This is a genomic window from Halovulum sp. GXIMD14794, assembly GCF_054457455.1.
In genome coordinates this window covers 22,348-48,302 of record NZ_JBTLNF010000003.1, presented here as the reverse complement: position 1 = coordinate 48,302, position 25,955 = coordinate 22,348, and the positions used below count along the sequence as shown (strand labels likewise).

The 25,955-nt window shown below is 64.9% G+C and carries 28 protein-coding genes and 1 tRNA gene; 8 read left to right on the top strand and 21 right to left on the bottom strand.

All coding sequences use genetic code 11. The features are described from left to right. Positions 1-30: 30 nt before the first annotated feature. Positions 31-714 (top strand): M48 family metalloprotease, encoded by a 684-nt coding sequence (locus ACW9UR_RS02575; RefSeq protein WP_458915341.1) that lies wholly within the window; start codon positions 31-33, stop codon positions 712-714. Here ACW9UR_RS02575 and ACW9UR_RS02570 read toward each other — a convergent pair. The 9 genes from ACW9UR_RS02570 to ACW9UR_RS02530 all read right to left on the bottom strand — a co-directional run bounded on the left by ACW9UR_RS02570 (position 711) and on the right by ACW9UR_RS02530 (position 9,059). Further along, positions 711-1,250, bottom strand: a complete 540-nt coding sequence (locus ACW9UR_RS02570) for an RSP_2648 family PIN domain-containing protein (protein ID WP_458915340.1) — start codon at positions 1,248-1,250, stop codon at positions 711-713. The two genes, ACW9UR_RS02575 and ACW9UR_RS02570, sit on opposite strands and share 4 nt — an antisense overlap. Further along, positions 1,250-2,437 carry an RSP_2647 family RNA methyltransferase gene (locus tag ACW9UR_RS02565; RefSeq protein ID WP_458916154.1) on the bottom strand — a complete coding sequence of 396 codons (1,188 nt, stop codon included), beginning with the start codon at positions 2,435-2,437 and terminating at the stop codon, positions 1,250-1,252. The genes ACW9UR_RS02570 and ACW9UR_RS02565 overlap by 1 nt, the downstream gene beginning before the upstream one ends. Before the next feature lie 121 nt (positions 2,438-2,558). After that, entirely contained in the window at positions 2,559-2,726 is a 168-nt protein-coding gene (locus ACW9UR_RS02560; protein ID WP_458915339.1) for an RSP_7527 family protein, read from the bottom strand. 109 nt (positions 2,727-2,835) lie between these two features. Continuing rightward, positions 2,836-3,558: an ABC transporter permease gene (locus tag ACW9UR_RS02555; protein ID WP_458915338.1), complete on the bottom strand. Its 723-nt coding sequence runs from the start codon at positions 3,556-3,558 to the stop codon at positions 2,836-2,838. Continuing rightward, positions 3,555-4,241: an ABC transporter permease gene (locus tag ACW9UR_RS02550; protein WP_458915337.1), complete on the bottom strand. Its 687-nt coding sequence runs from the start codon at positions 4,239-4,241 to the stop codon at positions 3,555-3,557. The genes ACW9UR_RS02555 and ACW9UR_RS02550 overlap by 4 nt, the downstream gene beginning before the upstream one ends. Positions 4,242-4,277: 36 nt before the next feature. Then, entirely contained in the window at positions 4,278-5,027 is a 750-nt protein-coding gene (locus ACW9UR_RS02545) for a transporter substrate-binding domain-containing protein (protein WP_458915336.1), read from the bottom strand. Between the two features lie 171 nt (positions 5,028-5,198). Beyond that, on the bottom strand, positions 5,199-5,726 hold the full coding sequence (locus ACW9UR_RS02540) for a sarcosine oxidase subunit gamma (RefSeq protein ID WP_458915335.1): 528 nt from the start codon (positions 5,724-5,726) through the stop codon (positions 5,199-5,201). Next, positions 5,719-8,739 (bottom strand): sarcosine oxidase subunit alpha family protein, encoded by a 3,021-nt coding sequence (locus ACW9UR_RS02535; RefSeq protein ID WP_458915334.1) that lies wholly within the window; start codon positions 8,737-8,739, stop codon positions 5,719-5,721. Before ACW9UR_RS02535 ends, ACW9UR_RS02540 begins: the two co-directional genes overlap by 8 nt. After that, positions 8,736-9,059: a sarcosine oxidase subunit delta gene (locus tag ACW9UR_RS02530; protein ID WP_458915333.1), complete on the bottom strand. Its 324-nt coding sequence runs from the start codon at positions 9,057-9,059 to the stop codon at positions 8,736-8,738. The genes ACW9UR_RS02535 and ACW9UR_RS02530 overlap by 4 nt, the downstream gene beginning before the upstream one ends. 335 nt (positions 9,060-9,394) lie before the next feature. On the opposite strand from ACW9UR_RS02530, the gene ACW9UR_RS02525 reads away from it, so the two are divergent. Then, on the top strand, positions 9,395-9,631 hold the full coding sequence (locus ACW9UR_RS02525; RefSeq protein WP_458915332.1) for a hypothetical protein: 237 nt from the start codon (positions 9,395-9,397) through the stop codon (positions 9,629-9,631). Between the two features lie 80 nt (positions 9,632-9,711). Here the strand turns inward: ACW9UR_RS02525 and ACW9UR_RS02520 are convergent, their stop codons facing one another. Beyond that, positions 9,712-10,959, bottom strand: a complete 1,248-nt coding sequence (locus ACW9UR_RS02520) for a sarcosine oxidase subunit beta family protein (RefSeq protein WP_458915331.1) — start codon at positions 10,957-10,959, stop codon at positions 9,712-9,714. Between the two features lie 192 nt (positions 10,960-11,151). Here ACW9UR_RS02520 and ccmI point away from each other — a divergent pair, with 192 nt between their 5' ends. The 4 genes from ccmI (at position 11,152) to ACW9UR_RS02500 (ending at position 14,191) form a co-directional block, all read left to right on the top strand. After that, positions 11,152-12,372 carry a c-type cytochrome biogenesis protein CcmI gene (gene ccmI, locus ACW9UR_RS02515; RefSeq protein ID WP_458915330.1) on the top strand — a complete coding sequence of 407 codons (1,221 nt, stop codon included), beginning with the start codon at positions 11,152-11,154 and terminating at the stop codon, positions 12,370-12,372. Beyond that, positions 12,369-12,848 carry a Holliday junction resolvase RuvX gene (gene ruvX, locus ACW9UR_RS02510; RefSeq protein WP_458915329.1) on the top strand — a complete coding sequence of 160 codons (480 nt, stop codon included), beginning with the start codon at positions 12,369-12,371 and terminating at the stop codon, positions 12,846-12,848. Before ccmI ends, ruvX begins: the two co-directional genes overlap by 4 nt. After that, complete coding sequence (locus ACW9UR_RS02505; RefSeq protein ID WP_458915328.1) at positions 12,845-13,069, top strand: DUF1289 domain-containing protein; 225 nt, start codon at positions 12,845-12,847, stop codon at positions 13,067-13,069. Before ruvX ends, ACW9UR_RS02505 begins: the two co-directional genes overlap by 4 nt. Before the next feature lie 87 nt (positions 13,070-13,156). After that, positions 13,157-14,191: a DUF2235 domain-containing protein gene (locus tag ACW9UR_RS02500; protein ID WP_458915327.1), complete on the top strand. Its 1,035-nt coding sequence runs from the start codon at positions 13,157-13,159 to the stop codon at positions 14,189-14,191. Between the two features lie 3 nt (positions 14,192-14,194). Here ACW9UR_RS02500 and ACW9UR_RS02495 read toward each other — a convergent pair whose 3' ends face one another. The 8 genes from ACW9UR_RS02495 to ACW9UR_RS02460 all read right to left on the bottom strand — a co-directional run bounded on the left by ACW9UR_RS02495 (position 14,195) and on the right by ACW9UR_RS02460 (position 22,458). Next, the gene (locus ACW9UR_RS02495; protein WP_458915326.1) at positions 14,195-14,635 is read right to left on the bottom strand and encodes a hypothetical protein; all 441 of its coding nucleotides are present in this window, start codon (positions 14,633-14,635) and stop codon (positions 14,195-14,197) included. A gap of 45 nt (positions 14,636-14,680) precedes the next feature. Beyond that, positions 14,681-16,069: a TolC family outer membrane protein gene (locus ACW9UR_RS02490; protein WP_458915325.1), complete on the bottom strand. Its 1,389-nt coding sequence runs from the start codon at positions 16,067-16,069 to the stop codon at positions 14,681-14,683. 72 nt (positions 16,070-16,141) lie between these two features. Then, positions 16,142-16,795, bottom strand: a complete 654-nt coding sequence (locus tag ACW9UR_RS02485) for a protein-L-isoaspartate O-methyltransferase family protein (protein WP_458915324.1) — start codon at positions 16,793-16,795, stop codon at positions 16,142-16,144. Between the two features lie 453 nt (positions 16,796-17,248). Next, a complete protein-coding gene (locus tag ACW9UR_RS02480; RefSeq protein ID WP_458916152.1) occupies positions 17,249-18,190 on the bottom strand; it encodes an aldo/keto reductase in 942 nt (313 codons plus the stop codon). 2 nt (positions 18,191-18,192) lie between these two features. After that, the gene (locus tag ACW9UR_RS02475; protein WP_458915323.1) at positions 18,193-19,260 is read right to left on the bottom strand and encodes an ABC transporter ATP-binding protein; all 1,068 of its coding nucleotides are present in this window, start codon (positions 19,258-19,260) and stop codon (positions 18,193-18,195) included. Between the two features lie 16 nt (positions 19,261-19,276). Beyond that, entirely contained in the window at positions 19,277-20,164 is an 888-nt protein-coding gene (locus ACW9UR_RS02470) for a carbohydrate ABC transporter permease (protein ID WP_458915322.1), read from the bottom strand. Positions 20,165-20,227: 63 nt separating this feature from the next. Beyond that, positions 20,228-21,481 (bottom strand): ABC transporter substrate-binding protein, encoded by a 1,254-nt coding sequence (locus ACW9UR_RS02465; RefSeq protein WP_458915321.1) that lies wholly within the window; start codon positions 21,479-21,481, stop codon positions 20,228-20,230. A 53-nt stretch (positions 21,482-21,534) separates the two neighbouring features. Continuing rightward, positions 21,535-22,458: a carbohydrate ABC transporter permease gene (locus tag ACW9UR_RS02460; protein ID WP_458915320.1), complete on the bottom strand. Its 924-nt coding sequence runs from the start codon at positions 22,456-22,458 to the stop codon at positions 21,535-21,537. A gap of 156 nt (positions 22,459-22,614) precedes the next feature. On the opposite strand from ACW9UR_RS02460, the gene ACW9UR_RS02455 reads away from it, so the two are divergent. After that, positions 22,615-23,310 (top strand): GntR family transcriptional regulator, encoded by a 696-nt coding sequence (locus tag ACW9UR_RS02455; RefSeq protein ID WP_458915319.1) that lies wholly within the window; start codon positions 22,615-22,617, stop codon positions 23,308-23,310. Positions 23,311-23,473: 163 nt separating this feature from the next. Further along, positions 23,474-23,547: transfer RNA gene (locus tag ACW9UR_RS02450), tRNA-Cys, on the top strand. A 2-nt stretch (positions 23,548-23,549) separates the two neighbouring features. Here the strand turns inward: ACW9UR_RS02450 and ACW9UR_RS02445 are convergent. The 3 genes from ACW9UR_RS02445 to ACW9UR_RS02435 are packed head-to-tail and all read right to left on the bottom strand — an operon-like array spanning position 23,550 to position 25,903. Beyond that, positions 23,550-24,209, bottom strand: a complete 660-nt coding sequence (locus ACW9UR_RS02445) for an aspartate/glutamate racemase family protein (protein WP_458915318.1) — start codon at positions 24,207-24,209, stop codon at positions 23,550-23,552. Continuing rightward, a complete protein-coding gene (locus tag ACW9UR_RS02440) occupies positions 24,206-25,042 on the bottom strand; it encodes an ABC transporter permease (protein WP_458915317.1) in 837 nt (278 codons plus the stop codon). Before ACW9UR_RS02440 ends, ACW9UR_RS02445 begins: the two co-directional genes overlap by 4 nt. A gap of 3 nt (positions 25,043-25,045) precedes the next feature. Continuing rightward, the gene (locus tag ACW9UR_RS02435; RefSeq protein ID WP_458915316.1) at positions 25,046-25,903 is read right to left on the bottom strand and encodes an ABC transporter permease; all 858 of its coding nucleotides are present in this window, start codon (positions 25,901-25,903) and stop codon (positions 25,046-25,048) included. Positions 25,904-25,955 lie beyond the last annotated feature (52 nt).

The window sequence follows — 25,955 nt, the reverse complement described above, 5'->3', positions numbered from 1 at the left end:
CGGGTCGGCCGCGTCCCCCATATCTGAGGCATGATACGGCTGACTCCGATCCTGTTGGCCATCGCCTTCGCGGTGGGGATGTACATGCTTTCGGCCTGGCGCCTCAAACGCCAGCTCGACGCGCAATCCACCGTGCTTGCGGACCCGGCGATCGAACGGCTGACCCGCGACATGGCCCGCGAACTGGACCTGCCCCGGATCCGCGTCCACATCTACGAGATTCCCGCCGTCAACGGCCTCGCCGCGCCGGACGGACGGATCTTCATAACGCGCGGCTTCTTCGACAAATACCGTCTGGGTCAGGTGAGCGCAGCGGAACTGGCTTCGGTCATCGCGCACGAACTGGGTCATGTCGCGTTGGGCCATTCCAAACGGCGGATGTTCGACTTCTCGGGCCAGAACGCGATCCGCACGATCCTTGCGATGGTGCTGAGCCGGTTCATCCCCGGCATCGGGCCTTACCTTGCGGGGCTGCTGACCTCGCTGCTGGCCGCGCGCCTGTCGCGGCAGGACGAGTACGAGGCCGATGCCTATGCTGCGGCACTGCTAACCAAGGCCGGGATCGGCACCGGGCCGCAGGTCTCGCTGTTCCAGAAGCTCGAAGGCATGGCCGGCGGTGGTGGCGGCCAATTGGCCTGGCTGATGAGCCACCCCAAGACGCAGGACCGCATCGCCCAGATCGAACAACTGAGCGCCAACTGGCAGGCGCGCTAACTCAGCGCCTTGCCCAGCCGGGGCAACCCTGCGCGTTTCAGAAGCGGCCTGAGCGGTTGCTCGCGCCCCGAGATCCGTTCGGTCCGTTTCCGGACATCCTCGGCGGCCTCGGCTACAGACACCCTTCCTTCATTGAGTAGTTCAACCAAAACGCTGTCCGGCGTGCGGACCAGCAACCCGTGCCGGGCCAGCGTCCGCCCCGGGAAGTCGCGCAGGTTGACCGTGACGATTGCCTCGGCGTCGCCCGCCAGTGCCGCGGCCAGTACATGCCTGTCGTTCTCGTCGGGCAGCGAAAGCGTTTCCTCCACGCCCTCCGCTGGAGTGACCTCGCCCGAGGGCCAACCTGCCCGCATCAGAGCGATCTCGGCCCTCGCGATCCCCTCGGCCTCGGCGCTGTGCCGGGCGGCGGCGCGCGCCCATTCCTCCAGCACGCGCGGAGAATAGAGCGGCACGAACCCGCCCTGCCCCGCCACGCCGAGCAGGATTTCCCGCAGGACCGTGGGGAACAGGATGCAGGCGTCGAGGAACAGGCGCATCAGTCTAGCCGCAGAAAGATCGCCTTCAGATAGGACGACTCGGCAAGATAGGGATGCACCGGATGATCCGGCCCGGCCTCGCCGGTCGCAAGCAGCTGCGCCGACCTCCCAGCGCGGCCGATGCCCCTGAGGCTGGCGGTGCGGAACTTCGGCAGATCGGCGGCGTGCGAGCAGGAGCAGAGCGCCAGAAACCCGCCCGGCTCGACCAATCCGGCCGCCAGCCGCGCGACGCGCTCATAGGCGCGAAGCCCGGCCTCGAGCGCCGGTTTCGCAGGGGCAAAGGCGGGCGGATCGCAGATCACCAAACCGAACCGCTCACCGGCCTCGGCCAATTCCCCCATGACCTCGAACGCGTCTCCTTGACGTGTCGCGAATCTCTCGGCCAGGCCCGACCGCTCGGCCCCTTCGCTGGCGAGGGCAAGCGCCGCAGCGGACCCGTCCACCGCCAGCGCGCTGTCCGCGCCACCGGCTAGCGCGGCAAGCCCGAAGCCGCCGACATGGCTGAACACATCCAGCACCCGCCGCCCTTTGCCCAGCCGCGCGGCAAAAGCATGGTTCGGGCGCTGGTCATAGAACAGCCCGGTCTTTTGTCCCCCTTCAAGGTCCGCCCGATAGACCGCGCCGTTCATCGGCACATCCACGGGCCCGTCGAGCGCCCCCGCCAGAACCGAGGATACGTCATCCAGCCCTTCCAGCCCGCGCGCCCGCCCGGAGGCATTCTTGACCACGGTAGTCACACCCGTGACTGCGCGCAGGGCGGCGACCATCGGCTCCAGCAGCACCTCGGCCCAAGCCGCGTTCGGCTGGATCACACAGGCATCGCCGAACCGGTCGACGACGACACCAGGCAGGCCATCGGCCTCGGCGTGGACCAGTCGGTAGAATGGCGCATCGTAAAGCGTCTCGCGCAAGGCCAGGGCACGGGCGAAGCGGGTCTCGAACCAGTCCTGATCGACCACCTCGTCCGGATCTCGCGAAAGCATCCGCGCGGCGATCCGGCTCTCGGGATTGAAGGCCGCCAGCCCCAGCGGATTGCGCTCGGAATCCTCAAGCACCACCAGCGTTCCGGGTGCCAGTTTGCGCGCCCGCCGGTCCAGCACCAGCGTATCAGCGAAAGCCCAGGGCGCGCCGAAGCGCAGCGGCTGGGCGTTCTTGTTAGGGCGCAGGTGGATATGCGGGCGGTCGATTTGGCTCATCATCGGTCCTTCGGCGGCGTGCCCTGCCACAAGCACGAAAAAAGGCCGCCTCGCAAGGGGGCGGCCAAGTCAGGGAGGAAACACGAACCGGACCTCGCGGCCCGGGTAGTCGTCAGATGTGCGCGGTGCGGCGCAGCATCAGGGCCAGACGGCCCGGTACGGCAGCAAGGCCGCGGAAAGCGGCACGCAGGCCGTTCGCAAGCACCTGAGCGCGGAGGGCATTCGCCTGGCGCTCGGCGCGTATAAGAAAGTCGGGGTCACTGTAGTAGTAGTTAGTCATCTCTGGCTCCTGTCACTTGAGGGGCACCCCTCAGGCGTCCCGGTCGACAGGAGAGATAGGCACACGAGATTTCTATTGCAGCGCACAAGACAGCAGTCCCGGCATGCACTCAACGCATGGCAGGAAGCGGGGAGCGGGTTTTGAGAGGCGACAGTCCGAGGTACCCGAGGTAGCGCCGCTCGAGCGCCCGGAATGCCAACACGACGCAGAGCGTAACCAGCATATAAAGGGCCCCAGCCGTCAGCAGACCCTCGTAGGCGAGGTAGTATTGCGCGTTCAGCGTCCGCCCCGCGCCCAGGATGTCGGTAATCGTGATAACGCTCGCTACCGCCGAGCCATGCAGCATGAACACGGCTTCGTTACCAAGCTGCGGCAGGGCGCGCCGCAAGGCCGAGGGCAGCCGCACCAGTCTGACGACCTGCGCCGGGCGCAGTCCCAAGGCTCGCGCCGCCTCGATCTCGCCCCTCGGGGTAGCTGCCATCGTACCGCGCATGATCTCGGCAATATAGGCGCCTGTGTTCAGGCTGAAGGTGATCAACGCACACCACCACGCCTCGCGTAAGAACTCCCAGGCCCAGCTGTCGCGCACGAACCGGAATTGGGAGAGTCCGAAATAAACCATGTAAAGCTGGACCAGCAGCGGCGTGCCGCGAAAAAGGTACACATAGCCATTCGCGAGAGCGGAGAAAATTCGTACATGGTGCAGTCGCAGCAGCGCGACTGGCAGACCGATCGCAAGCCCGATCACGACCGCAAGCCCGGTCAGCGTCACGGTATTCCAGAGGCCTTCGACGAAGAGCGGCCAGTTCTCCGCGATCAGGTTCAGCTTCATGCGGCGTGGCCGGGCGGAGTGAGGCGTCGTTCAACCTTGGTCAACAGGCGGTGGGACACTAGTGTTATTGCCAGGTAAGCCAACAGAGCGAAGCCAAAGAAGACGAATGGAGAGCGCAGCGACTTCCCGACGTCATTCGCCACACCAACCAGATCACCAAGCCCGATGACCGAAACCACCGCAGTCGACTTCACCAGCACCATCCAGACGTTCGCATAACCCGGCAGCGCGTGGTGCAACATCTGCGGTAGCAATACGCGGCGGAACGCGGTCCCGCGTCCGAGCCCTAGGGCCCGAGCTGCATCGCCCTGCCCCGTAGGCACTGCCTGGAACGCACCGCGGAATGTCTCGGCCAGATAGGCCCCAAAGATGATCCCCAGCGCGAGCACCCCTGCGACGAAGGGCGAGAGACCGATATGCTCCCATCCCAGAAGCGCGCCAATATCGTTAAGCATCCGCTGGCCACCGAAGTAGACCAGCAGCACCATCACCAAGTCGGGAATACCGCGCACCAGCGTCGTATAAGCGAGCGTCACGCCACGCCCTGCCCGGCCGCCCGTCAGGCGCAGCGCCGCGCATGACAGGCCGATCGCCGTCGCAAGCGCCATGCCGCACAGGGCCAAGGCAATGGTTAGCGCGGTGCCGCGCAGCAGCAGCGGCACATAGGGAATAAGTTCCTGCATGGTCTCAGCAGCAGATTGGTGCCGCGCCGGACACCGTCAACCGCCGAAGATATCGAAATCGAAGTATTTCTGATTTATCTTCTGATAGGTGCCATTTGCCCGCAGCTCGCCTATCGCGTGTGAAAACGCGTTGCGAAGATCCTCTTCACCCTGTCGCACCGCAACTCCTGCGCCAATGCCGTGGTATTTCGGCACCGAAATCGGCGGGCCGAAGAAAGCGAAGCCCTTTCCGTCGTCGGTCTCGAGAAACCCATTCGCGGTGGCGATACTCTCGCCCATCACGGCATCGACTCTGCCAGCGGCGAGATCCAGGAATGCCTCGTCCTGCGAGGTGTAGAGCTTCACATCGACGGTGGGGTGCTCGCCGCGCATATAGTCGTAGTGCACCGTACCGCGCTGCACCCCCACGACCGCATCCTTGAGATCGTCCATTGTCATCCCTTCGCGGCCAACGAAGCGAGCGGGGGTATTGTAGTACTTCATCGAGAAGTCGATGACCTGCTTGCGCTCGGGGGTGATTGCCATCGAGGCGATGATCGCGTCGCATTTCCGCTCGAGCAGCGCGGGAATGATGCCGTCCCAACCGGTTTTGACCAGGGTGCACTCGTACCCCATCTCGGCGCAGAGCGCGTTTGCGATGTCGATGTCAAAACCGGCGACGGCGCCGCTTTCAGTTGTGAAGGAGAACGGCGGATAGGCGCCCTCGACACAGATGTTCAGGCTCTGCCCGAAAGCCTGCGACCCGATGCCCGTAAGCACCGCCATCGTCATCAAGGTCGTCCTCAACACCGTTCCCCTTTCGCTGAACAATTTCAATGTTCCGGTAACAGTTTGAATCGGTCAACTGCCGCAACGTAAGGCAAACCCTATCAGCCAGGATTGACCAAGGGGAAACGCGAACACATCGCCAAAAGTTGCACTCATACCACAGTCAATGCACGTAACAGTTGCTAACCGTCAATACACACCAACTATGGCGTTTTGATCCGAGACAACAGTCAGCCAGCGTGCGACGAAACTTTCGACCGAGCGGAAGCAGACCAGTTCGATCGCGTCTTCAGAAGGCATCCAGAAGGCCGCAGCGACCTGCCCCAGGCGGGTGCGCCGGAAGTCGCCCGGTTCGAAACGCCCCGGCGCCAGATCGACCGGTGCACCCTTGGCCAGCACCTCGCGCGCGGCCGGACCCTCGATCCGGAACAGGCTGCGGGCATCCGAGACGTCGGCAACCAAATGATGCATGTCTTCGAGTCGCCCGGTCAGCATCATGGCCGTGTCGGCTGCCTGCTCGAAAGGCAGCAGGATCAGCAGTTCGTCCGGCGACATCCAGGCGAGGCCGAAGTCCTCGTTGAAGGTGATCCGCCGCTGCTCGGGGAAATCGGCCCCCGTCACCTCGGTCACCACACGGCGCAGGGTCTCGTCGCCTAGATTGCCGCGGAGAGTGATCATGCCCCGGTGCTCGGGGCCGATGATGCGTGTGTCAGACATTCTGCCGCTCCCCTTCCGGATCCAGGAAGACTGGATCGACCACCTTCGCCTCGATCACCTTGCCGCGCTCGACCGGGAAGCGCAGCACCTGCCCCATCCGGTCCGCACCGCCTTTGATCAGCGCCATAGCGATCGAGCGCTCCAACGTCGGCGAGTAATATGTCGAGGTCACGTGCCCGATCATCGAGGCGATCCCGTCGGGCCGAGGCTCGCCCTCGACCGCATGCGCCCCATCCGGCAGCACCTCCTGCGGATCGAGCGTTTCCAGTCCCACAAGCTGCTTGCGGTCCGAGGCCATAAGAAACGCCCGCTCCATCGCGCGCTTGCCGATGAAGTCGTCCTTCTTCTTACTGACCGCCCAGCTCATGTTCAGATCATGCGGCGTGACGGTGCCGTCGGTCTCGTCGCCGATCATGATGAAGCCCTTTTCGGCCCGCATGACGTGCAGTGCCTCGGTGCCATAGGGTTGGATGCCGTGCTCGGTCCCGGCTTCGAGGCAGGCATTCCAGAACTCCATCCCCAGGCCAGATGGCACGGCAATCTCGAAGCTCAGCTCACCCGAGAACGAGATCCTGTGCACCCGCGCCGGGATCCCCGCCAACCGGCCCTCGGCGAAACCCATGAACGGCAGCGTCTCGCGGCTGACATCCATGCCTTCCAGCGCCTCCAGCACCATCCGTGCCTTCGGCCCGACGACGGCAATCTGCGCGTACTGCTCGGTGACGTTGGCGGTATAGACCTTCAGGTCCCACCACTCGGTCTGGAGCCATTCCTCCATCCAGGCATGCACCCGGTCCGACCCGCCCGAGGTCGTGTGGCACAGGAAAGTGTCCTCGGACAGCCGCGCCACCACGCCATCGTCAAACAGGAAACCGTTCTCGGTGCACATCAGCCCGTAGCGGCAGCGCCCAACCTTCAGCGTGGACATCATATTGGTGTAGATCAGGTCGAGGAACTTCGCGGCATCCGGCCCCTTCACCAGGATCTTGCCCAGCGTAGAGGCATCCAGAAGCCCCACGTTCTGCCGTGTGTTCAGGATCTCGCGCGTGACGGCATCCTCGACACTCTCGCCCTGCCGCGGGATTGCATAAGGCCGCCGCCAGTCGCCCACCGGCTCCCAGTGCGCGCCCTGCCCGTCGAGCCAGCCGTCGATCGCAGTCTTGCGCGTCGGTTTGAACAGGTCGTCCCGCGCCTCGCCGGAGATCGCGCCGAAAGAAAGCGGCGTGTAGGGCGGACGGAAGGTCGTCGTCCCCACCTGCGGGATCGGGGTATTGAGGCTCTGGCTCAGGACCGCCAGCCCGTTGATATTGCTCAACTTGCCCTGATCCGTCGCCATACCCAACGTGGTATAGCGCTTTGCGTGCTCGACGCTCTCGAACCCCTCCCGCGCAGCCAGCTGCACGTCCGAGACCTTCACGTCGTTCTGGAAGTCGAGGAATGCCTTCTCGCGCAGCTTCACGGCAGCGCCCTGCGGCATCATCCAGACCGCCTCAGGCATGCCCTCCTCGGTCGCCTCGGCCTTCGGCACGGCCATGTCCACGCTCAACCCCAGCGCATCGATCACGCGGTCAGCCGCCGCCGCCGCATCCGCCAACGCGGCATCGGCCTGCAAGCCACCCGAGGCCGCGCCCGCCGTCGCCACCATCGCCGCGCCGTCATGGTTCAGCGGCGCGCGCTCCGGATCCGGCACGAACATCGCCCGCGCATCGTCCCAATTCAGCTTGCCGCCACAGTGCGACCAGAGATGGACGACCGGCGACCAGCCGCCCGAGACAGCCACGCAGTCGCAATCGATCTCTTCCAGCGGTGCCCCCTCGCCCGCCTGCGCGCAGATCTCGACCGAGGTCACGCCCTTGCGCCCACCCCAGACCCTCGAGACGCCGCGCCCAGTCTCGACCCGCACGCCGCGCTCCCGCACCGCCTTCACCAGCGGTCCGTCCGCCGAGGTGCGCGCGTCAATCACCGCAGGTACGGTCAGCCCGGCATCGAGCAGCGCCAGCGCCGTGCGGTAGGCGTCGTCGTTACCAGTCACGATAACCGTCCGGTCCCCCGGGCTGACCCCGTAGAGCCTGACATAGTCCCTCACGGCAGAGGCCAGCATCACCCCCGGCCGATCATTGCCCGCAAACGCCAGCGGCCGCTCGATCGCGCCCGTCGCGGTGATCACGTGCCCCGCCCGGATCCGCCACAGACGGTGCCGTGGCCGCCCGTCGCCCGGCGTATGATCCGCCACCCGCTCTCCAGCCAGAACGTAACCGTGGTCGTAGACACCCGTGGCCTGCGTACGGAAACGCAGGGTGACATTCGGCGTCGTCTCGAGCGCGGCAACCTGCTCGGCCACCCAGTCCGCGGCGACCTTACCGTCGATCCGATCACCATCCGTCAAGGCGCGTCCGCCCGCGTGCGGGGACTGCTCCAGCAGCAGGACGCGTGCGCCAGCCTCGGCGGCGCGACGGGCAGCCGTCAGACCTGCGATACCTGCGCCGACCACGAGCACATCGGCAAAAGCATAGAAGTACTCATACGTATCCGGATCACTATCCCCGTCCTTCGGCGCCGGACCCAGGCCCGCCGACTGCCGGATCACCGGTTCAAACACATGTTTCCAAGCCGCACGCGGGTGTATGAAGGTCTTGTAGTAGAAACCGGCAGGGAAGAACTTCGACAGACCCGCATTCACCGCGCCGATGTCCATCTCGAGGCTCGGCCAATGGTTCTGCGAGCGCGCCTCCAGCCCGGCGAACAGTTCCGTCGTGGTGGCGCGCTGGTTCGGCTCCATACGGGCGCCGGTCCCAAGCGAGACCAGCGCGTTCGGCTCTTCGGCACCGCTGGCATAGATTCCGCGCGGACGATGGTACTTGAACGAGCGCCCCACCAGTACCTTGCCACTACCCAGCAATGCCGAGGCCAGCGTGTCGCCGGCATAGCCGCTCAGACGCGCCCCGTTGAAGGTGAACTCGACGGGTTTCGACCGGTCGATCAGCAGACCGCCCGAGGACAGGCGCGTGGTCATGGGCGATCCTCCCATTCGGGTCTGCGAGCACGGATGGCGTCGAGGATGTCGTCGGGCGGGCGGCTCACCTGTGCCGGATAGGTTCCGAACACCTCCAGCGTGGCCGTGCAGCGCGCCGCGTGGAACCACTTCCCGCAGCCGAAGGCATGGCGCCAGCGCTCGAAATGCACACCGCGCGGGTTCTTGCGGGTGAACAGGTAGTCGCTGAACACAGCTGGGTCGGACCCTGGCCCCTCTCGGGTCAGGTGCGCCTCACCGCCGGGATGGAATTCGGTCTCTTCAGCGGTCACGCCGCAGCAGGGACAGGTCAGCAGAAGCACGGGGCACCTCCGATCAAACGCGGCGAATCAATCGCCCGGGTCAAGGATGCGAATTCGAATTGCGGCGAAACTGCGGCAATATAATCACAGGTTTCGATATGTATGCCACAATTTCCGCGTGTTTCGGAGGGAAGGCACTTCAGACCCCGTAACCATATTGAAAAATATGATTTTTCCCGGGAGTTTATGGGCTGCCCCCGGCCTTCCGACTGAGGTTTATGAGCCCAACCAGTGCAGACTGTCACGGCTTCCGTACCGGATTGGCTGAAACCTTCCGATAATGTATTATTGCCATAGTCGTAATTGGTTACCGCGTATTGATTGGGGGCATGTGAATGTCTGAAAACGGGAAGTGGATTTCTGACCTGCAGAAGGTCCACGAGACGGCGAAGGAAACGGTTGGCGCCTTTCTTTACGAGCCCTTCGGGTTCGAAAGCTCGGACACGGTGAATGCCGTGACTTTCTACGCGCTGCTCGTACTTTCCTTCTTCGTGCTCTACCGGATCTTCAAGCCGGTCCACAAACCGCGCATCCGCCACGCGGATCGCTACGACTTCGGTCGCGGTCTCTGATCTCAGTGAACAGGCCGCCGGTGTTCCCTCCAGGGCACCGGCGGCTTTTCTTTTGAACGGGCGTATTCCGTAGAACTGCATCAGTGCGCGACCGCGGCGGCGACGCTCTCGTCGATCATCCGCCCCTCTGCAAACCGCTCCAGCGAGAACGGCGCGGCTAGCACCCGCGGCGCGCCGTCGGCCAGCATCTCGGCCGTCGCCCAGCCCGAGCCCGGGATCGCCTTGAACCCGCCCGTGCCCCAGCCGCAGTTGATGAAGATCCCCGGGACCGGGGTCGCGCCGATGATCGGCGACCGGTCGCCGGTCATGTCCACGATTCCGCCCCACTGCCGAAGCATCTTAAGGCGCGAGATCAGCGGGAACGTCTCGACCAGTGCGCGCACGGTCTCCTCGATGTGCTGAAAACTGCCGCGCTGGGTGTAGTTGTTGAACCCGTCCGCGCCGCCACCGATTACCAGTTCTCCCTTGTCGGACTGGCTCATGTAGCCATGAACCGTGTTCGCCATGACCACGCAGTCCAGCACCGGCTTGATCGGCTCGGACACCAAAGCCTGCAGCGCGACCGACTCGACCGGCAGCCGGAACCCCGCCATCTCGGCCAGCAGCCCGGACGAGCCTGCCACCACGAAGCACAGCCTCTTGCAGCGGATCGGCCCCTTCTCGGTCTGCACGCCCGTCACCCCGTTCGCATCCCGGTCCACGCCCGTCACCGCGCATTTCTGGATGATGTGCACGCCCATGTCCGAGGCCGCCCGCGCGTAGCCCCAGGCGACCGCGTCATGCCGCGCCGTGCCGCCGCGAGGCTGCCATAGCCCACCCAGCACCGGATAGCGCGGGCCGTCGATGTTGATGACCTTGACGATCTTCTTCACCTCGGCGGGCGAGACCATGCGGCTTTCGATATTGGCCAGTCGGTTCGCGTGCGCTGTCCGCTTCCACGCACGCAACTCGTGCTCGGTCTGGGCCAGCATAATCACGCCGCGCGGGCTGAACATGATGTTGTAGTTCAGGTCCTGGCTGAGATTCTCGTACAGAGCCCGCGACTTCTCGAAGATCGCGGCGCTTTCGTCCTGCAGGTAGTTCGAGCGGATGATCGTCGTGTTGCGCCCGGTGTTGCCGCCGCCCAACCAGCCCTTTTCGAGCACAGCGACATTGGTGATGCCGTGGTTCTTCGCCAGGTAGTAGGCCGTCGCCAGACCGTGCCCGCCGGCCCCGACGATCACGACGTCATACTCCGCCCGCGGCTCGGGCGAGGCCCAGGCCCGCTGCCATCCCTCGTGGTGGCGCATGGCTTCCCGCGCGATGGCGAAGACCGAGTAGCGCTTCATCCGACTTCCTCCGCCCAATGTTTCCCGGAACGCTGACCGGTGTAGCGGGCCTGTGCAAGAGGGCCATGCCGCCGAACGGCAGGAAACCCGCGTTTTGCGACATTTGGTCATGGCCGGCACGCCTCACCGGATTGCGCATTGCAGCCGGGGGCCTGCCGTCGATAATGGCGCCTCGTCTGCAAGAGGCTCGCAATGGTGTTCTGGCTGGTTGCCGCAATTCTCGGACTGCTCGTCGTCGCGGTGCTCGCGCGCGCCATCCTGGTGCCGGGCGCCGGGGCCAGCCGGGCCGACCGCGCCGCGCGGGTCTATCGCGCGCAATTGGACGAAGTCGATGCCGATCTCGTCCGTGGCACGATCACCGAGGCCGAGGCGACCGCGCTGAAGGCCGAGGTCTCGCGCCGGCTGCTGGCGGCGGCCGATCGCGGCACAGATGCAGCCGGCATTGCTCCCTCTGGTGCCAATCGGGCTGCCGCCGGACTGATCGCAGTTGTGGTCGTAGCGGGCGGCGGCGCGCTCTATCTTGGGCTAGGTGCTCCCGGAGCACAGGATCGCCCTATTGAAGCCCGCTTCGAGGACAACGCGCGCGCGTGGGCCGAACGCCCCAGCCAGGCAGAGGCCGAAGCGCAGCTCGCCGCAAGCGGGTTCGAGCCGCCCGACGCCGACCCCGAGCAGCTGGACCTGATCGAGCGACTGAAGACAGTCCTCGTCGACCGCCCGCAGGACCTGCAGGGGCACCGCCTGCTGGCCGCGTCGCTCGCCCGCTTGGGTCGCTATGCAGAGGCTGCCACGGCGCAGGAGACCGTGCTTGAGATCCTCGGCGACGACCTGACCGCCGCCGATCTGACCAATCTGGCCGAGTTCCGCATTCTCGCCACCCAGGGCTTCGTGTCGCCCGAGGCCGAGCAAGCGCTTATCTCCGCGCTGGAGCTGGACCCCAGACAGCCTCGCGCACGCTATTTCTCGGGGCTGGCCGCGCGGCAGGCGGGCCGTCCGGACATCACCTACGACCTCTGGACCCGGCTGCTCAGCGAAAGCACACCCGACGCGCCCTGGCTCGGCCCTATCGCGACGCAAATGCCCGAGGTCGCCGCTGCTATCGGCCAACCGATGCCGCAGATACCCGGCGCCGCAATTTCCGGCCCCAGTCAGGACGACATCGCCGCCGCGCAGGACATGAGCCCCGAGGATCGGGCGCAGATGATCCGCGGAATGGTCGACCGTCTGTCGGACCGGCTCGCAACCGAAGGCGGCCCGGCCGAAGACTGGGCACAGCTGATCCGCGCGCTCGGCGTGCTGGGCGAACGCGGCCAAGCCAACGACATCTACCACGAGGCGCGCGAGGTTTTCGCCTCGGCGCCACAGGATCTGGCGGTGATCGAACAGGCCGCCCGCGATGCGGAGATCGTCAATTGATCCACGAGGACGCCGCCGGATTCCGCGCGGCCCTGCCGGCCGGACGCGCTCTGATGGGGCTGGACCTCGGCACCAAGACCATCGGCGTCGCGGTTTCCGACGGGCGGCTCTCGGTCGCCTCGCCGCTTCAGACTGTGAAGCGCAAGAAGTTCGGCGCCGATGCCGACGCGCTGCAAGCCTTGATCGAAGGGCGACAGATCGGCGGGCTGGTGCTGGGCCTGCCGCGCAACATGGACGGCACCGAGGGACCGCGCGCCCAGTCCACCCGCGCCTTCGCCCGGAATTTCACCGCGCGCCATCCGATCCCTGTGATGCTTTGGGACGAGCGCCTGTCGACGGTCGCCGCCGAACGCGCCCTGCTCGAAGCCGACGCCTCGCGCCGCCGCCGGGCCGAGGTGATCGACCACGTCGCCGCCGCCGTCATCCTGCAAGGCTTCCTTGACCGGCTGACCTATATGGCGGGCAACCCCGAATGACCTGGACGCGGGACGAGATCGAGAGCCCCTGTACCAAGGTGTGCATGCTCCATCCCGAGACACGCCTTTGCCTCGGCTGCAAACGCAGCGGTGACGAGATCGCCCGTTGGTCGCGCATGTCACCCGAGGAGCGCCGCGCGATCATGTCCGCTTTGCCCGACCGGCAGGCGAGCCCTACGAAGCGCCGCGGCGGTCGCAACGCCCGCCTCTCGGGCCGCTGAGCCAGCTCGGCTCGCGCCGCCTCACAACCGTATCAATCGCGCGGCAGGCCCCTTGCCGGACGCCCGGCGCACGCGTCTACTGACGATATGCCCGAGCGCCCGCCCCGTACCCATGTCTTTCTGATCGACGGCACCCTCAGCCGCCTTCACGACGGGCATGAAAGCAATGTCGGGCAGATCTACAAGCTGGTTGCCTCACTGGGGCCGAACGCCCGGCAGACCGTAGGCTATGACCCCGGCGTGCAAGGCACCGGCTGGAGCAAGTGGCTCACGGTGATCGCCGGGACGACGATAAACCACAGCATCGAGGCTGGATACGCCACGCTCTGCTCGCGCTATGTCGAAGGCGACCGGATCATCCTCTTCGGCTATTCCCGGGGGGCCTACGCCATCCGGTCGCTGGCGGGGTTCATCGGCCGGATCGGTTTGCTACGCCGCCGCCATGCCACCCAGCGCCGGGTACACCGTGCTTTCCGCTACTACCAGTCACCGATGCCGAACCCGCATGCCGACCGGTTCTCGCAACGCTACTGCCGGCAGGACGTGCCGATCCAGTTCATCGGCGTCTTCGACACGGTGGGCGCGTTGGGCATCCCCTACCCGTTCCTCAGCCATCTCGCGCCAATGGCGACGGATTTCCACGACTACAACCTCGGCCCGACGGTGCGGCACGCCTGTCACGCGCTGGCTATCGACGAGACCCGCACCGCCTACGAACCGGTGCTCTGGCAGCGAAACGGCACTGGAAACGGCCGCCTCGAGCAGGTCTGGTTCCCCGGTGGCCATGCCGACATCGGCGGACAGGTCGGAACCTATCCCCCGGCCAGGCCGCTCTCGAACATTTCGCTAGTCTGGATGCTGACCCGGGCCGAAGCTTGCGGTCTGCTGTTGCCGCCGGGCTGGCAGGCGCAGTTCCCCACCGATCCGGCAGCCCCGGCCTTCGGGACGTGGAGACGCAACGCGCGCTACTTCGTCTCGCGCGCGCCGCGTATTGCCGGGCTGGCCCCGGGCGAGGCGGAACACCCGAGCGTCAAGGCCCGGAGTGCAGCGCGCCCTGGCTACCGGCCGCGCGCAATCTGGCAGGATGTGACATCCGGGGCCGCGCCCGATCCGGCGGCCTGAGGTTCAGGTCTCGCGGCGCTGCGCCCGCTGTTCTGCCAGACGGGCGATCTCGCGCCGGACGGCCTTGCGCAGGCGCATGTCCAGTTCTTCGCCCATCATCTGCTCCAGCTCGTCGCGAACCAGTTCGGTGACGATGCCCCGCAGGGCATCTTCGTCGTACATCGGTGCAGTAGGCACCCGGCCCCGCTTCACCGGCTGATCCAAAATCAGAGGTGCAGCACCTGCACGGGCCGCTGGCGGCGCTTCATCGGTCGTCAACCGTAGCGGGGTTACGCTGGCGCTGTCTGGTGCCCGCTCGACGGCGCCGGCGTCCTGTCTGGAGAACGGGTCGTCAGCGGTCTTCGGTCGGACCGGTTCGGCCCGCGCGGCCTCTTCCGAAACAAGGGCGCGAATCGTGCTCAGCAGGTCATCGTCCTGCTCGGGCAGGGTATCGGAATCGCTCATCGGTCTAGTCCCCCTCTCGCCGGCCGGCCCCGAAGGGCCTGGGCCCTAGCGGGAGTACCGGTCGCTCAGCTGCTTCATGATGCCCCCCTCGACCGTGGAATACGGCGCACTGGACACCCGGTTGTAATTCACGTCCGGATCGTATGTGGGGATACCAAGATTAAGGAACTCGACACTCAAGAGCCCCATGGCGGACAACAGAGAATAGGCTGCCACATATTCGTCCCGCAGGGAAGTGGCCAGCGCCAGCTGCGCGTCGCGCAAATCCTGCTCGAGGTCCAGGACCTCCAGCGTGGTCCGGGCGCCGAGGGTAGCCTCTTCCTGCCCACCCTCAAATGCGATCTGCGCCGCGCGCACACCTTCGCGGTTCGCGACGATGGTCGCGCGGGCGGCCTGAAGGGTCGACAGCGCAGTCGCGGCATTCTGGCGGATAATCCGCGCGGTGTCCTGAAGCTCGAACCGGCGCTGCTGCAGCACGGCTTCGGCCTGGCGGACCAGCGCACTCAGCTCGCCGCCCTTGTAGATCGGCAGGTTGCCGGTGAAGCCGAGGCTCAGCTGATTGTCGCCATCGCGGCTGATCAGCGTGTCGGTGTTGCTGACGCCGGCGATCGCGTCGGCGGTCAGCGACGGGCCGCGGGCGCCGCGGGCGCGCTGCAGGTCGAACTGCGCCACAGTCTCCAGGTAGCGGGCAGCCAGAAGCGCGGGGTGCTCGGCGATTGCAACCGCCTCGATCCGGTCGAGCGTCGGCGGCACCGCCGGAAGCGGAGGAGGAGCCTCGAGGTTGCTCGCGGGCACACCGACCACCGACAGGAATTCTTCTTCCGAGGCGGTCAACTCGCCCTGGAACACCGCCAGGTTCGCCTGCGCCTGGGCCAGGCGCGATTCGGACAGCGCCACGTCGGTCCGGGTCACCTCGCCCAGCTCGAACCGGTCGCGCGTGGCGCGAACCTGCTCTTCCAGAACGGTCACGTTGTTGACCCCGACCTGCACGGCCTGGATGTTCCGGCGCACGTCCATGTAGGCCGTGACGGCAGCCAGCAGCACCTGCTGTTCGACATCGCGCAGCGACGCACGGCCTGCGGCGACGGCGGCCTTTGCAGCCTCGATTGCCGATGCGGTCTGGCCGTGATCATAAAGCAGGAGCGACGAGCGCAGCTGCGCCTGGTAGCTGTCGCGCAGCTCGTAGTCGGTATTGTCGGTGCCGGAGAAATCCGCTGTGGCCAGGGCGTCCAGCGTGGGCCGCCGCGCACTGCGCGCGATCGCGACGTTCTCATCGGTATTGCGCAGCCGGGCACGCTCAGTCTCGAGCACTGGGCTCAGCTGATAGGCGCGGATCAGCGTATCGGTCAGGGTGTCCGCCTGCACCGGCGCGAAGACGCCGACAGCAAGCATCGTACCGGCAAGGAGGGTTCCGACGGTGCGGGAGAGGGCCATGTTTCGGTCGCCTGTTGTTTTACTGCTCAGCGCGGATCCTATGTCGCAACCCGCGCGCCTCAAAGAGCTTCGTCAGAATTCAAAGGCCTGTGTTGCCTCGAAGCCCTCCAGCACCGGTGCGGTCGCATCGAAGCCGAACCGCCACGCGATGCGGCCGGCCGACTTGACGCCTATACGCGCCCGCCCGGCGGTTCCGTCGATATGGATCGCGGCGATACGGCCGCCTTCCTTCAGCTGATCGAACAGGGCGTCGGGAATGTGCTCCACACCGCCCTCGAGCATGATGACGTCATAGGGCCCGTGATCCGCGTCGCCGGCGGCCAGCGGCCCTTCGGTCACCACAGCGTTATCTGCGCCTTGCGCGGCGAGGGTCTCGGCCGCATCGCGCGCCATCTCGGGGTCTTCCTCAACGGCGATCACCGCCTCGGCCAGTCGCGCAATCACGGCGCTCGAATAGCCCAGGCCGCAACCGATATCGAGCACCAGATCCGACGGCCCGATCTCGAGCGCATCGAGGATCTTTCCAAACACCCGCGCATCCAGCACCACCCGCGAGCCGCCCAGCGGAACATGCGCGCCTGCATAGGCCACCGGTTTCAGCGCCGCGGGTACGAATTCTTCACGGGGAACAGCCAACATCGCATCAATAATGGGGTAGCGCGTGACGTCCGAGGGTCGCACCTGGCTGTCCACCATCTGGGTGCGCGCTGCAGCATAGTCGGTCATAGCAGATACTCTCGTCCGAACCCTTTGTTGAACGGGATGTGCCACATCCCGCCCCGGTGGGCAACGCCGCGCACGCAACCGGCCGCGTTTCCGATAGACGCGATGCTTCGGAGCAGAGGGGTCCACACCGCAATCCCCCGCGTCGAGCCGGCCCGGGGAGCAGTAACTTCAAGGCATGCTTGGGGGGCGAACTCACCCAGCTATCAAATATGGATAGCATCGCCCGAACACAGCGTAAAACATCGAGCGCACGGCAAACGCCGTCAAAGTGGCTTGCCGGCGAGGACTCTTGAATGCAACGAACGCATCCTCCGAATAAAAATCGCGCATTACCGCGAGACCCCACGTATAAAAACCATTAACTTTACTGGCTATTATTGCCTCTCACCCCGATGGTACTGGGCTTTACGGTCCATACTACATGCTCCGAAGGCCTCGGAACCCTAGATAAAGTCAGTCTTCGGGCAACGAGCCGATGGGATGGGGAATACCGATGCCGGCGAGGTCGTCCCACAACTCCTTAGGCGGGGGCGTCTGCAGATCCTCGAGGTTCGATTTCAGCCCCGCCGAACCGATCAGCCCTAGAATGAGTCGCCCAACCGCAGGGTGCGCGGCAGGGTAGCCCAGCGCCGCTCGTTTCAGCGTCGTATCGTGAGCCGAACAGATGCGTTCTATCTGGCGCACGCGGTTCAACATCGTCTCGTCCGGGGTGAGGTAATCGAAGCGGGACCTTGGGTCGGATGTTCCGGTGGCGAGAATCCCTGAGTTGAACGGGGCGGCAAGTTCAACCTCGACGCCCTTGGCAGTTGCCAAAGGAAGCAGCTCCGGAGCGGCGCTCTGGTCGAGCAAGGTAAAGCGTCCAGCGACCATCAGCACGTCGAGCTCGAACCTCCGGAGCAGGTCCACATGCGTCGCGGCGATGTTGCTGCCACAGCCGATAGCGCCAATCACACCTTGCGATTTCAGGTCTGCCAGCGCAGGCAGCGCGCCGTCCAAGGCCTCACCGATATGGGCGTCGCAGTCGTGGATGAACACGATGTCGAGCCGGTCCGTCCCCAGCCGGGCCAGGCTCTGCTCGATCGAACGCCGCGTGGCGTCGGCAGAGTAGTCGTGCCAGTCGCCGGGATTGTCCATAGGGTTGGTCACAGCGGCCGCGTAGGGCCGGTAGCGCCCGACTTTTGTGGACAGACGGTAGGACGACCGCTCCAGACCGCCAAGCAGGCGGCCAAGGCGTTCTTCGGACACGCCGCCCCCGTAGAGGGGCGCGGTGTCGAACCGACGTATGCCAAGATCCAGGGCAGCCGCGAACATCCGCTCGGCCTCGGCGTCGGAAATCGGCGCGACGTTGGACACACCCAGAAGTCCGAAGCCCAGACCCACAGGCTTCGCGAGCATACTCACCGCAGGCGTGCCCCGGTCGCGGGGTCGAAGAAATAGGCATGCTGCATATGGAAAGTCAGCGGCACACCAACCCCCTCGGCCAGCCGCAACCGGCCCTCGGTCTTGCCGATCATCGTGCCGGGGCCGAATTCGAAATGAACAAGGTTCTCGGTCCCCAACTGCTCGACCAGACTTACGCTGGCATCGAAACGGAACCCGCTGTCACCGCCCGCAGCAGGCCGGATATCGTCTGCGCGAATGCCGAACACCAGCGCATCCCCGGCGCTGATGCCCGTTGGCGTGAGGCAGGGGATCTGCACCTCACCCGCGCGGATACCCGTGGGCGTCGCCACGCACTCCAGCAGGTTCATCGGCGGACTGCCCATGAAGCCGGCGACGAACAGCGTTGCGGGGTCGTGAAAGACCTGCTCGGGCGTTCCTTGCTGCTCGATCCTGCCGTCCTTCATGATGACGATTTTGTCGGCGAGCGTCATCGCCTCGACCTGGTCATGGGTAACATAGATGATCGTGTTGTTGAGCCGCTGGTGCAGCCGCTTGATTTCGGCCCGCATCTGGCCCCGAAGCTTCGCGTCGAGGTTCGACAGGGGCTCGTCGAACAGGAACACCTCAGGGTCGCGCACGATCGCCCGGCCCATCGCGACACGCTGGCGCTGCCCGCCAGACAGCGCGCCGGGCTTGCGTTCGAGCAGCGGCGTCAGTTCCAGGATCTCGGCGACCTCACGCACCCGGCGGTCGATCTCGGGCTTTGGCATCCGCGACAACTGAAGCGAGAACGCCATGTTGTTGTAGACCGTCTTGGACGGATAGAGCGCGTAGTTCTGGAACACCATCGCGATGCCCCGGTCTTTCGCCTTGAGCCCGTTCACCACGCGCTCGCCGATACGGACCTCGCCGTCCGAGATGGACTCGAGCCCCGCGACCATGCGCAGGGTCGTCGACTTGCCGCAGCCGGATGGGCCGACGAGGACGCAGAACTCACCCTCGCCGATGTCGATGTTGATGCCGTGCAGCGCCTGCTGGGCACCATAGCGCTTCACGAGGTCACGGATCTCGATTCTGGACATGTTGCTGCTCCGGTATTCAGATGCGCCGCGCTTCGTTGCGCAGGTAAAGGACGGTGAACGCGGCCGAGATCACCAGGATCGACACCGCCACGGCAGAGGCCTGCGCGAACTCGAAATCGACGAACGCCAGACGGAAAGTCATGGTGGACAGCACCTCGGTCTCGCGCCCCGGCCCACCCCCGGTGGTCAGCCAGACCAGAGGGAACAGCTGGAAGGTCCAGATCAGGTCCAGAAGCGCCACGCCGTAGATTACCGGCCGCAATTCGGGGACGGTGACGTGCCAGAACTTGTGCCAATACCTTGCGCCGTCGATCTCGGCTGCCTCGTAAAGTTCCTTCGGGATCGACTGCAGACCCGACAGGAAGCTGACCATGATGAACGGATAGCCCCGCCAGGTAGAGATCAACAGCAGCGCCCACATCGCCAGCGTCGGATCGCCCAGCCAGTCGAGTTGCCCCGAGACCAACCCGGTGCTGTTCAGCGCGTAGTTCACCACGCCGAATGGGTTGAGCAGCAGTTGCCAGTTCAACGCCACGACCACCGCTGTGAATATCCAGGGCAGGATCAGCAGCGAGCGGAACAGCGTCCGCGCCCGCGGCGCGATATCCGCATTCACCAGAAGCGCAAGGCCGGTTCCCACGATCAGGTGGCCTATCACCGAGCCCACGGTGAAGATCAGCGTGTTGAGCGAGGCGCTCCAGAACGCTGAATTGCCGAGGATTTCGGTGTAGTTTGCCAGCCCTACGAAGGTCGGTTCGCGCTCGACGATGACGTTGTCGTAGAGCGAGTACTCCACAACCTTGTAGAGCGGGAACGACAACAGGGTTCCGAGGATCAGGATGCAAGGCAGCAGGAAGAAGTACGGCGTGCCACCGCTGGTCAGTCGGTCGAAGATCCGGGTCAAGGAAGCGTCCTCAGTATCGGTCTGAACGGGCCGGCCGCAGGGAGACCCGGCCGGCCCGTGGGGTCAGTCGAGCAGGTCCATCCAGCGCGACTGGGTATTGGCCGCCGTCTCTTCGGGGGTCTGGTCCCCGCGCAGCATCGCCTGGATCTCTTCGGTCATGACCGACCAGCTTGCGGAGGCTTTCGGAGACTGGCGCATTTCCTCGACGGACTCGTCGTTCCGGACGATGTCGATCTGCGTCAGCAACGGCTCTGCAGCCCCCTCGCCGATCGCGTCCAGCGCGGCCTTGTTGCCCGGCAGCGTGTTGGTCGCCTTGGCGATCCGGGCGTTTACCTCGGGGCTGAGCAGGAAGTCGATGAACTTCCAGGCCGCATCCTTGTTGTCGCTCGAAGCCGACATCGCGACCTCCCAGCCGTGATCGCGGAACCCGTTCGACCCGTTCTGCGGCATGCGCGCAAGCTGATAGTCGAGATCCGGGTTCCGACTGGTGACCGAGTTCGAATGCAGGCCCGGCGCGATCAGGAACCCGGTCCGACCGGCGATGAACTCCTCAAGGTCGACGCCCCCGGTTCGCGAGGCGGCGCCGGGCGCGACCGCACCGGCATCGTTGAGCTGCTTCAGAAGCATCAGCGCCTCGACGACCTTGGGGTTGTCATAGTTCGGCGTGGTCCCGTCCATGATCCTCCCGCCGGCCGAATAGAGGATCGGCAGGAAAACCAGGATCGGGCCGTTCGATGGCGGCTGGGTGCTGAACGGCAGACCGATGCCCGAGATCCCGTCGCCGAGCTTCGAGATCGCGGTCGCCTGTTCCAGCAATTCGTCCCAGCTGGTCGGCGGCGCGTCGAAACCGGCCTTCTTCACCAGCTCCATGTTGACGTGAAGCACGAAGGGGAAGGAGTTCAGCGGCACCATCCAGGTCTTGCCCTCGATCTTGCCAATCGGGCCCTGAACCAGTTCGCCGGTGTCGAAACTGTTGTCATCGCGGGCGAGGTATTCGTCGAGCGGCTCGAGAATGCCGATATCCAGGAACTCCATCGTCCAGGGCATGTTCATGCCGATCACGTCGGCGCCGACCCCGATGGCATTGTCGGTCACGACGCTTTCGCGGACCTTTCCGAAGGGCTGGGTGACCAGCGTGACCTTAATGTCGGGGTTTGCGGCCTCGAATTCCTCGGCGATGCCCTCGAACGTGCCGTCTGTGACTTCTGCGGCGAACCACTGGAGCCATTCGATCTCGGTGTCGGCGGCGGCAGCACCCGGCACGCCCGCCGCAAGCGCAGCCGATGTGGCCAGCGCGAGGATGGATCTGCGTTTCATGGTCGGTCTTCCCTCCTTGTGTACGGGCGTTTTGTGTGGGCCCTGTTCTTCGATCATCCCTTCACCCCGCCCGCGGCGAGACCGCTGACAACGAAGCGCTGTACCAGCATGAAAAGCACCAGCACCGGCAGCGATCCGATGACAGAGAAGGCCATCATCTCGTCCCACTTCAGGCCGAACTCCCCCACCAGCATCGAAATCCCGACCGGCACAGTCCGCATGTCCATCGAGCGCGTCAGCGCCAGGGCGAACAGGAACTCGTTCCAGGCCAGCAGGAATGTGTAGACCGCCGTCGAGATTATCCCCGGCATGGCGACCGGCAGCAGCACCCGGAACAGCACGCCCAGCGGCGAGCAGCCGTCGATCGTCGCCGCCTCGTCGAAATCCTTGGGGATCGTATCGAGATAGCCGTTCATCATGATGACGGCATAGGGCAGCGCGAAGGTCAGATATGTGAGGATCAGTCCCCACATCGTGTCGTAGAGCCTGAGCCAGACGATGACCCCGAAGAACGGGATCAGCAGGCTGATGGTCGGCACCATCTGCGTGGTGATGACGAAGAGCTTCGCGACCTTGTCGCCAAAGAACCGGTAGCGCGAGAAACCGAATGCCGCGAGCGTGCCGATCAGCAGCGACAGCCCGGTGACCGCCAGTCCCAGAAGATAACTGTTGAGCAGGAAGCGCCGGAACTGCGGGTTCTCGAGAACACGCACATAGGCATCGAAATAGATCGTTTCGGGCAGGAGTTTGGGCGGCAACGAGAAGGTGTCGATCGCCGGACGCAGCGAGACCGAAACCATCATGATGATCGGGAACGCCATCAGCAGGGTCACACCGGTCAACGCAGCATAGACGATCAGCCGTCGGAAGAATTGCCGACGCTCTTCGTTTACCGTCCGCGCGGTTTCGGGCGCTGCCGCCACGTTCACCATTCCCACTTCGCCTCCCTGGCTGAACGGACCCCGACCAGTGGTCATTCGATCCCGTCATTATCTGAGCATTTATCTGAGCGCTCAGCTGTGCTTTAAGTTGCTTATCCGCGAAGATGCCAAGCTGTGTCAATAGATTCGCGCTTGCCGAGCCGCTGTGAAAGAATGGTTTCGGACCACAGGCGCAGTACGAGGGAAGATGAGATGGACGCGACCGCCGCACGCAGGGACCCGGACGATCAGGCCACGGGACGCCTGAGGGAAACCGCGCGCGCCAACTTCATGCAGGCGCTGCTCGAGCGGAAATTCCGACCTGGACACCTGGTCAGCCAGCGCGAGATCGTGAATGTCACCGGCGCATCCCTGCCCTCGGTCCGCGAAGCGCTGAAACTGCTCGAGGCGGAGGGGATCGTGACCCTGATCCCGAAGCGCGGCGTTGCCATCAACGAGCCGGGACGCAAAGAGATCCGCGACACGTTTCAATTGCGCTCGATGATCGAACTGGAGGCGATCCGCGCCTATGTGGCGAACGTCAGCGCCACCGAAATCGCCCAGCTTCGCGCGGAGACCGAAGAGCTGATCCGTACCCATCCGTCGACGCCCGAACAGGAGCTGCGCATCTTTCAGCAACGCGTCGAGCTGGACCAGCGTCTCCACCGCGAGATCGTCGCCGCAATGGAAAACGACCTGATTGCCGCCGTTCACAAGAAAATCGAGACCACGGAACTCCTGACACGCCTAACGCTGCCGCCCCGGTTCCACACCGAGGGTCCGGCGTTCTACGAGCACCTGGCGTTGATCGACCAAATAGAAAAAAGGGATGCCGAGGGTGCGCGAAAGGCCCTGAAGCACCATCTGGAAAACGCCTGCGAGCGCGCGATTGCCGCGGCATCCCCCTAGAACGGCGCGCCACGCGTTAGATGCCATTGGCGGTCAGCGAAGCCGACCTGTCGCGCTTAAATCAGCCAGCGCCGAACGGAACAAGTGCAGAACCTGAGAGCGGCAGATCAAGCGGTAACTGCTTGACGGCTGCCGCAGCGATCTCTAAGCAGCGACGAGCAAAGGCGACGTGGCGGAGTGGTTACGCAGCGGATTGCAAATCCGTGTACACCGGTTCGATTCCGGTCGTCGCCTCCAACCTACCCCTTGATCCGACTGCCCGCCGCTGCCCTTGCCAGATGGGCCGAGGCAGCGACTCCGTCGATAAGCGGGATGTCGGTGGTTACCTGAAGCGCGGCCCGAAGCGGGGCCATTCCGGCGCAGCCGAGCACTGCAGCGGCGGCGCCGTCTTCGGTGCGCGCAAGCTCGATTTCCGACGCGATACGGGCGATGACCTCAGGGCCACCCTCGTCGATGGTCAGCACCGGCAGGCCGCTTGCCCGGATCGAAGCGCAGTGCCCGGCGTAGCCGAGCGCTCGGATATTCACTTCGATCACCGGGATCGAGACCGGCAGCGAGGTCACGACCGAGAACCGCAGACCCAGCAGCGAGGCCATGACATAGGACGCCTGACCGATGCCCAGCACCGGGAGTCCACTCTTCGCCTGCGCCTCGGTCAGGCCGGTGTCGTCGAAACAGGCGATGACGATCGCCTCGGCGCCTTGCACCCGCGCCACGTCGAGTCGCGACAGGACCCCCGGCACGGCGCGCGCGCCGTCCTCGGCTCCCTCGATCGCCGGGGGGCCGTCGGCGTTGGTCAGACCGAAGATTTCGGCATCGGGAAGCGCCTCGCGTGCGGTGGCCACGATGGCGTCGGTCATTCCCTCGGTGGAGTTGGGATTGATGTAGGCGATCCTCATACGCCCTTGCCCGCATCCGATCCCAGCCGTGCCCTCCGCTTGCCCATGATCCAGACGCCCAGCAGAAAGGCCGCGATGATGACCAGCGAGAACGCCGTCGTCAGCGTGCCGAGCGCGTAGATCACGGGCGTGGTCACGTTGGTGGTCATGCCGAAGATCTCGAGCGGCAGGGTGTTGTAGCTGCCCGCCACCAGCAGCGTGCGGGCAAACTCGTCATAGCTGAGGGTGAAGCCGAACAGCGCCACGCCGATCAGCGAGGGCGCAATGATCGGGAGGACCACGAAGCGGATCGTCTGCCAGGCGCTGGCGCCCTGGTCGCGGGCGGCTTCTTCGAAGCTCTTGTCGAAGCGGTTGAAGACCGCGAACATGATCAGCAGGCCGAACGGCAGGGTCCAAGTCAGCTGCGCCCCGAAGCCGCTGGTCGCCCAGTGGATCTTGAGCCCCAGCTGGTTGAAAATAAGGCCCACGCCCAGCGAGATCAGGATCGACGGGATCACCAGCGAGGTGATCGCCATATAGAACAGCACCCCCGATCCGGCGAAGCGCTTGCGGAACGACAGCCCGGCCATGAACGAGATCACCACGGTCGTCACCATGACCATCAGACCAAGCCCGAAGCTGCGCCGGAACGCGCCCCAGATGTCGCCGACCGCCTGCTGCTGGAACAGTTCGGCAAACCAGTGCAGCGAGACGCCGTTCATCGGGAAGGTCAGCCCACCCTGCGGTCCCTGGAAGCTGAGAATGCCGATGGTCAGGATCGGGCCGTAGAGAAACAGCACGAACAGGCCGAAGAAGACCGCGAGGACATAGAAGCTGGCGGTGCGTTTCTCCATGGATCACAGCTCCTTGCGGATGTTGACGAAGCGCAGAAGGATCGCGATCACGATCAGCACCGTGCAAAGCAGCACCACCGCCGTCGCCGCGGCCGAGGGGTATTGCAACAGTCCGATATCGTTCGAGATCAACCGCCCGACATTGGCCCGTTGCGAGCCGCTCATGAAGCGCACGGTGATGAAATCGCCCATCACCAGCGTCACGACAAAGATCGTCCCGATCATGATGCCCGGCTTGGTCAGCGGCAGGATCACATGCACCAGCGTCTGGAACCCCGACGCGCCATTGTCCCGCGCGGCCTCGAGCAGCGAGCGGTCGATGCGCATCATCGTGTTGAAGATCGGCACTACCATGAACAGCGTGTAGAGGTGCACGAAGGCCAGGATCACCGCGAAATCCGAGTAGAGCAGCCACTCCAGCGGCTCGTCGATCACCCCCCATGAAATCAGCGACTGGTTGGCGATGCCGTTGCGGCCCAGGAACGGGATCCACGAGATCATGCGGATGATGTTCGAGGTCCAGAACGGGATCGTGCAGACCAGGAACAGCGCGATCTGCATGGTCAGGCTGCGCACGTGGAATGCCAGGAAGTAGGCCACGGTGAAGCCGATGGTCAGGGTCAGCGCCCACGTGATCGCCGCGTATTTCAACGTCGCGCCGAAGACCTTGTAGGTCACCGGGGACGAGAACAGGAATTCGTAGTTGTCGAACTGGAAGGCCGGGTAGATCGAGAACTCGGTCGCGCCCCAGAAGCTGACGATCACGATCATGATGATGGGCGCGACGAGGAAGGTTGCCAGCACCAGCGTCAGCGGCGCCGCCTGCAGCCATCCCAGCACATGCCGATTGATCACGCGCATCGCGTCACTCCCGCAGGGCCATCCGAACTCGAAGGAAATCCGGGGGGCCGAA

Coding starts and splice junctions, on each gene's coding strand:
- ACW9UR_RS02535 (WP_458915334.1), bottom strand. CDS start 8,739: ATGACCACGCGCCTGTCCTCGGGCGGTCTGCTGATCGACCGGTCGAAA.
- ACW9UR_RS02485 (WP_458915324.1), bottom strand. CDS start 16,795: ATGACCGACTATGCTGCAGCGCGCACCCAGATGGTGGACAGCCAGGTG.
- ACW9UR_RS02575 (WP_458915341.1), top strand. CDS start 31: ATGATACGGCTGACTCCGATCCTGTTGGCCATCGCCTTCGCGGTGGGG.
- ACW9UR_RS02435 (WP_458915316.1), bottom strand. CDS start 25,903: ATGCGCGTGATCAATCGGCATGTGCTGGGATGGCTGCAGGCGGCGCCG.
- ACW9UR_RS02475 (WP_458915323.1), bottom strand. CDS start 19,260: ATGTCCAGAATCGAGATCCGTGACCTCGTGAAGCGCTATGGTGCCCAG.
- ACW9UR_RS02490 (WP_458915325.1), bottom strand. CDS start 16,069: ATGGCCCTCTCCCGCACCGTCGGAACCCTCCTTGCCGGTACGATGCTT.
- ACW9UR_RS02525 (WP_458915332.1), top strand. CDS start 9,395: ATGTCTGAAAACGGGAAGTGGATTTCTGACCTGCAGAAGGTCCACGAG.
- ACW9UR_RS02455 (WP_458915319.1), top strand. CDS start 22,615: ATGGACGCGACCGCCGCACGCAGGGACCCGGACGATCAGGCCACGGGA.
- ACW9UR_RS02560 (WP_458915339.1), bottom strand. CDS start 2,726: ATGACTAACTACTACTACAGTGACCCCGACTTTCTTATACGCGCCGAG.
- ACW9UR_RS02520 (WP_458915331.1), bottom strand. CDS start 10,959: ATGAAGCGCTACTCGGTCTTCGCCATCGCGCGGGAAGCCATGCGCCAC.
- ACW9UR_RS02440 (WP_458915317.1), bottom strand. CDS start 25,042: ATGGAGAAACGCACCGCCAGCTTCTATGTCCTCGCGGTCTTCTTCGGC.
- ACW9UR_RS02540 (WP_458915335.1), bottom strand. CDS start 5,726: ATGTCTGACACACGCATCATCGGCCCCGAGCACCGGGGCATGATCACT.
- ACW9UR_RS02445 (WP_458915318.1), bottom strand. CDS start 24,209: ATGAGGATCGCCTACATCAATCCCAACTCCACCGAGGGAATGACCGAC.
- ACW9UR_RS02480 (WP_458916152.1), bottom strand. CDS start 18,190: ATGCTCGCGAAGCCTGTGGGTCTGGGCTTCGGACTTCTGGGTGTGTCC.
- ACW9UR_RS02465 (WP_458915321.1), bottom strand. CDS start 21,481: ATGAAACGCAGATCCATCCTCGCGCTGGCCACATCGGCTGCGCTTGCG.
- ACW9UR_RS02550 (WP_458915337.1), bottom strand. CDS start 4,241: ATGCAGGAACTTATTCCCTATGTGCCGCTGCTGCTGCGCGGCACCGCG.
- ACW9UR_RS02500 (WP_458915327.1), top strand. CDS start 13,157: ATGCCCGAGCGCCCGCCCCGTACCCATGTCTTTCTGATCGACGGCACC.
- ACW9UR_RS02555 (WP_458915338.1), bottom strand. CDS start 3,558: ATGAAGCTGAACCTGATCGCGGAGAACTGGCCGCTCTTCGTCGAAGGC.
- ACW9UR_RS02505 (WP_458915328.1), top strand. CDS start 12,845: ATGACCTGGACGCGGGACGAGATCGAGAGCCCCTGTACCAAGGTGTGC.
- ACW9UR_RS02570 (WP_458915340.1), bottom strand. CDS start 1,250: ATGCGCCTGTTCCTCGACGCCTGCATCCTGTTCCCCACGGTCCTGCGG.
- ccmI (WP_458915330.1), top strand. CDS start 11,152: ATGGTGTTCTGGCTGGTTGCCGCAATTCTCGGACTGCTCGTCGTCGCG.
- ACW9UR_RS02495 (WP_458915326.1), bottom strand. CDS start 14,635: ATGAGCGATTCCGATACCCTGCCCGAGCAGGACGATGACCTGCTGAGC.
- ACW9UR_RS02460 (WP_458915320.1), bottom strand. CDS start 22,458: ATGACCACTGGTCGGGGTCCGTTCAGCCAGGGAGGCGAAGTGGGAATG.